The following is a 5,154-nucleotide window of genomic DNA, read 5'->3' on the forward strand; positions in this document are numbered from 1 at the left end:
GCCGACGCTGATCCATGAACAGAACGCCGTCATGGGCCGGGCGAACAAGGCCCTGTCGAGCCGCGTCGATGCCATTGCCGGCGGCTTCCTGCCCGAAGGCGCAAGCGCTGCCGGCGCCAAGACGGTGACCACCGGCAACCCGGTCAGGCCGCAGATACTCGAGGCGGCAAAGACGCCATATGCTGCGTCCAGCGATGGCGAGCCGTTCCGCTTCCTGGTGTTCGGCGGCAGCCAGGGCGCGCAGTTCTTTTCCGATGCCGTGCCGGCGGCGATCGCGCTTCTGCCGGAAGCGCAGCGCAAGCGGCTGGCGATCACGCAGCAGGCGCGCGCGGAAGACGTGGCCCGGGTGAAAGCCGCCTATGCCAATCTTGGCGTCGACGCGCAGGTTTCGCCCTTCTTCACCGACATGGCGGCGCGCATGGCGGCGGCGCATCTGGTGATGTCGCGTTCCGGCGCCTCGACAGTCTCGGAGATCGCAGTCGTCGGCCGCCCAGCGCTGCTGGTGCCTTATCCGCACGCGCTTGACCACGATCAGGCGGCGAATGCCGCGGCGCTCGCCGCCGCCGGCGGGGCTGAGCTTCATCCGCAATCGACGCTCTCGACCGAGCGGATCGCGGCGCTGGTCGGCGGGCTGATGCAGGACCCTGGCCGGCTGACGGCGATGGCCGCGGCGGCCCGCTCGTCCGGAAAACCGGATGCGGCGCGGTTGCTCGCCGATCTGACAGAGGCTATTGCGTCCGGCAAAACGGTTTCGGACTACAGGAGGACGCGCGCATGAAGATGCCGCAGACGATCGGCCTCGTGCATTTCATCGGCATCGGCGGCATCGGCATGAGCGGCATCGCCGAGGTGCTGCACAATCTCGGCTACAAGGTGCAGGGATCCGACCAGGCCGACGGCGCCAATGTGCAGCGGCTGCGCGACAAGGGCATCGAGTGCTTCGTCGGCCATAAGGCCGAGAACCTCGGCGACGCCGAGGTGGTCGTCGTGTCGACGGCCATCAAGAAATCCAATCCCGAGCTGAAGGCCGCGCGGGAGAAGTTGCTCCCCATTGTCCGTCGCGCCGAGATGCTCGCCGAACTGATGCGTTTCCGCCAGGCCGTCGCCATCGGCGGCACGCATGGCAAGACGACGACCACCTCGATGGTGGCGACGCTGCTCGAAGCCGGCGGGCTCGACCCGACCGTCATCAATGGCGGCATCATCAACGCCTATGGCACCAATGCCCGCATGGGCGACGGCGAGTGGATGGTGGTCGAGGCGGACGAGAGCGACGGCACTTTCCTCAAGCTGCCGGCCGATATTGCCGTCGTCACCAACATCGATCCCGAGCACCTCGACCACTACGGCAGCTTCGACAAGGTGCGCGAGGCATTCCGCCAGTTCGTCGAGAACGTGCCGTTCTACGGCTTCGGCGTGATGTGCACCGACCATCCGGAGGTCCAGGCGCTTGTCGGCCGCATCGAGGACCGTCGGGTCATCACCTATGGCGAGAACGCGCAGGCCGACGTGCGTTTCACCAATCATCGCATGGACGGGGCTACGTCCGAGTTCGACGTGGTGATCCGCGACCGCAAGGGCCGCGGCTCGACGACGATCGAGGGTCTGCGCCTGCCGATGCCGGGCCGGCACAATGTCTCCAATGCGACGGCGGCGATCGCGGTCGCGCATGAACTTGGCCTGTCGGCCGAAGCCATCAAGAAGGGCCTGTCCTCCTTCGCCGGGGTGAAGCGGCGCTTCACCCATACCGGTTCATGGAACGGTGTCGACATCTTCGACGATTACGGCCACCATCCCGTCGAGATCGCCGCGGTGCTCAAGGCGGCGCGCGGGGCCACCAAGGGCCGCGTCATCGCGATCGCGCAGCCGCACCGCTTCACCCGCCTGCATGACCTGTTCAATGAGTTTTCCGTCTGCTTCAACGATGCCGACACGGTGATGGTGGCGCCGGTCTATGCGGCCGGCGAGGAGCCGATCGAAGGTGTCTCCTCGGAGGCGCTGGTATCGCGCATCCGCGCTGGCGGTCATCGCGATGCGCGCTATATCGAAGGCCCAGCGGTGATCGCGCCGGCCATTCGCGAGCTTGCCAAGCCCGGCGACTTCGTCATCTTCCTCGGTGCCGGCAACATCACGCAATGGGCCTATGCGCTGCCCAAGGAACTTGGTGGGGCACCCTCATGATGCGCGGCCAGGACCTGATCGACAAACTCGGTGGCCGGCTTGCCGGCCTGCGCGGTCGCGTCACGCCCAACGCCGAGATGGACAAGATCACCTGGTTCCGCGCCGGCGGACAGGCGGAGGCGCTGTTCCAGCCGGCCGACGAGGAGGATCTCGCTGCCTTCCTGCGCGCGGTGCCTGAGGAAATCCCGATCACCGTCGTCGGCGTCGGCTCGAACCTTTTGGTGCGCGACGGCGGTATTCCGGGTTTTGTCGTCAGGCTGTCGGCCAAGGGCTTTGGCGAAGCCGAAGCCACCGGGCCGACCACGATCAAGGCGGGCGCGGCAACGCCGGACAAGCGCGTCGCGGCGGTCGCGTATGAAGCGGGCATCGGCGACTTCCATTTCTACCATGGCATCCCGGGCGCCATAGGCGGGGCGCTGAGGATGAATGCGGGCGCCAACGGCGTCGAGACGCGGGAGCGCGTGGTCGAGGTGCGGGCGCTCGACCGCGCGGGCAATGTCCATACGCTGAGCAATGCCGACATGGGCTACACCTATCGTCACTCGTCGGCGCCTGGCGGATTGATCTTCACCTCCGCCATCTTCGAGGGCGTTCCGGAAGACAAGGCGGCGATCAAGGCGGCGATGGACGCCGTGCAGAACCATCGCGAGACGGTGCAGCCGATCCGCGAGAAGACCGGCGGCTCGACCTTCAAGAATCCCGAAGGCACTTCCGCCTGGAAGGAGATCGACAAGGCCGGCTGCCGCGGGCTGATGATCGGCGGCGCGCAGATGTCGCCGATGCACTGCAACTTCATGATCAACACCGGCACCGCGACCGGCTACGACCTCGAATATCTCGGCGAGACGGTGCGGGCGCGGGTGCTCGAGAATTCAGGCATAAGGCTGCACTGGGAGATCCAGCGGCTGGGCAATTTCCGGCCGGGTCACGAGGTCCAGGAATTCCTGGGGCAGCTTCTTTAGCTCGCTGCCAAGTTCAAGTAGTACGTGAACTTCAGTGACAGGCAACGGTCGTCAAGCGTTGCCGTAAAGACTCAACGACACGCTTTTTTCTCCCGTTTTCGCGGAAAGTGAATCTCTCGGAATCATAGGCACTTGCCAGGGAATCAACTCTCTGATTCTCTGCCCTAAAGCGTTTCCTGATTTGAGTCGTTTGACGCGTTACCCGCGTTTTCCGTCTGGGGGGCAACCTGCCGGAAGACTCGGACTCAATGTGCGCGAAAGTTGCGTGCGGAAATATCGGTTGCAGGCCCGGCGTGAGAGGGGATGACGGGATGAAGAAGAAACATGTGGCTGTTCTCCTGGGTGGATTCTCCTCGGAGCGGCCCGTGTCTCTGTCCTCGGGGAAGGCGTGTGCGGATGCGCTCGAGAATGAAGGCTATCAGGTTACCCGCGTCGATGTTTCGCGCGATGCCGGATCTGTGCTTGCCGAGCTCAGGCCTGATGTCGCCTTCAATGCGCTGCATGGCCCGTTCGGCGAGGACGGCACCATCCAGGGAATTCTTGAATATCTCGCAATTCCCTACACTCATTCGGGTGTGCTCGCTTCGGCGCTGGCCATGAACAAAGAGCAGGCGAAGAAGGTCGCCAAGGCGTCCGGCATTCCGGTCGCGGAATCGAAGGTGGTCAACCGCTTCGCCGTCCAGAACAAGCATCCGATGAAGCCGCCTTACGTGGTGAAGCCGGTCAATGAGGGTTCGAGCTTCGGTGTCGTCATCGTGCATGAGGGGCAGTCGCACCCACCGCAGGTGATCGGTTCGTCCGAGTGGCGGTATGGCGAGATCGTCATGGTCGAGCGCTACATCCATGGGCGCGAGCTGACCTGCGCGGTGATGGGCGATGTGGCGCTCGGGGTCTGCGAGATCATCCCGACCGGCCATTCCTTCTACGACTATGACTCAAAGTACGTCCCGGGCGGATCAAAACACGAAATCCCTGCTAAAATTTCACCGAATATTTACCAAAAAATACAGACACTGGCCCTCAAGGCTCATCTTGCTATCGGTTGCCGGGGCGTTTCCCGGTCGGACTTCCGTTACGACGACCGTCACTCCGAAAACGGCGAGGTTGTCTGGCTTGAGATCAACACCCAGCCGGGCATGACGCCGACGTCTCTGGTGCCTGAAATCGCCGCGCAAGCGGGGCACTCGTTCGGCGATTTGTTGAGTTGGATGGTGGAGGACGCTTCGTGTCTGCGTTGAGGTGGGGACAGGGCAAAGGCGGTGGGGCTGGTCTCTCGCTGTTCGGTGTGCTGCTGTCGTTCGACCATTTCGTGTTGCCGCGCCAGCTTCGCCGGCCGGTGCGCCTGCTTGCCCGTCTCTGCGACGGCGAGTATGAGCCGCCGCGCTTTTCTGCCGCGATCCTCTCGGCTGCCTTGCTGGCCTCGGCGGGAGCCTATGGTGCCTATCTCGGCGGTTATGCCGACAGTGTCGTGCAGGGCGTGACGGCCCGCACCGGTTTTGCCGTCGACCAGATCAAGGTCGTCGGCAATCGCCAGACTTCCGAAATCGACATACTCGACCGGCTCGGCCTCGACGGCTGGACGTCGCTGATCGGTTTCGATGCCGAGGCCGCGCGCGAGCGCATCACGACATTGCCCTGGGTCGAGGTTGCGGCGGTGCGCAAGATCTATCCGCATACGCTGGAAGTGCGCGTCGAGGAACGTGAGCCCTTCGCGCTCTGGCAGCAGGGCGATTCGCTTTCGGTGATCGAGCGCTCGGGCGAGGTGATCGCGCCGTTCTCGGGCGGCAAGCAGGCCTTGCTGCCGCTGATCATCGGCACGGGCGCGCCGGCCAAGGCGCCGGACTTCCTGGAGAAAATCAAGCGCTATCCGGAGCTCGCCGCGCGCGTCAAAGGCTATATCCGTGTCGGCGAGCGGCGCTGGGATCTGAAACTCGAGAACGGCATCACGGTCAAGCTGCCGGAAGACGACGAGGATCGTGCGATCGCCGAACTCGTCAAGCTCGACCACGAC

At 64.3% G+C, this 5,154-nt stretch carries 5 protein-coding genes; all 5 read left to right on the forward strand.

Going from position 1 to position 5,154, the window contains the following annotated elements:
• The coding region (locus EOA38_RS27385; RefSeq protein ID WP_145966086.1) for a UDP-N-acetylglucosamine--N-acetylmuramyl-(pentapeptide) pyrophosphoryl-undecaprenol N-acetylglucosamine transferase at positions 1-778 on the forward strand (778 nt) is incomplete at its 5' end.
• Positions 775-2,181 (forward strand): UDP-N-acetylmuramate--L-alanine ligase, encoded by a 1,407-nt coding sequence (gene murC / locus EOA38_RS27390; RefSeq protein WP_126093088.1) that lies wholly within the window; start codon positions 775-777, stop codon positions 2,179-2,181. The genes EOA38_RS27385 and murC, both read left to right, overlap by 4 nt.
• Entirely contained in the window at positions 2,178-3,143 is a 966-nt protein-coding gene (gene murB, locus EOA38_RS27395; protein ID WP_127300693.1) for a UDP-N-acetylmuramate dehydrogenase, read from the forward strand. Before murC ends, murB begins: the two co-directional genes overlap by 4 nt.
• Before the next feature lie 311 nt (positions 3,144-3,454).
• A complete protein-coding gene (locus EOA38_RS27400; protein WP_126093090.1) occupies positions 3,455-4,381 on the forward strand; it encodes a D-alanine--D-alanine ligase in 927 nt (308 codons plus the stop codon).
• Positions 4,369-5,154, forward strand: a 786-nt coding sequence (locus tag EOA38_RS27405) for a cell division protein FtsQ/DivIB (protein ID WP_145966087.1), incomplete at its 3' end; no start/stop codon positions are given. The genes EOA38_RS27400 and EOA38_RS27405, both read left to right, overlap by 13 nt.

This window comes from Mesorhizobium sp. M1E.F.Ca.ET.041.01.1.1 (assembly GCF_003997355.1).
GTDB lineage: Bacteria > Pseudomonadota > Alphaproteobacteria > Rhizobiales > Rhizobiaceae > Mesorhizobium.

Coding starts and splice junctions, on each gene's coding strand:
- murC (WP_126093088.1), top strand. CDS start 775: ATGAAGATGCCGCAGACGATCGGCCTCGTGCATTTCATCGGCATCGGC.
- murB (WP_127300693.1), top strand. CDS start 2,178: ATGATGCGCGGCCAGGACCTGATCGACAAACTCGGTGGCCGGCTTGCC.
- EOA38_RS27400 (WP_126093090.1), top strand. CDS start 3,455: ATGAAGAAGAAACATGTGGCTGTTCTCCTGGGTGGATTCTCCTCGGAG.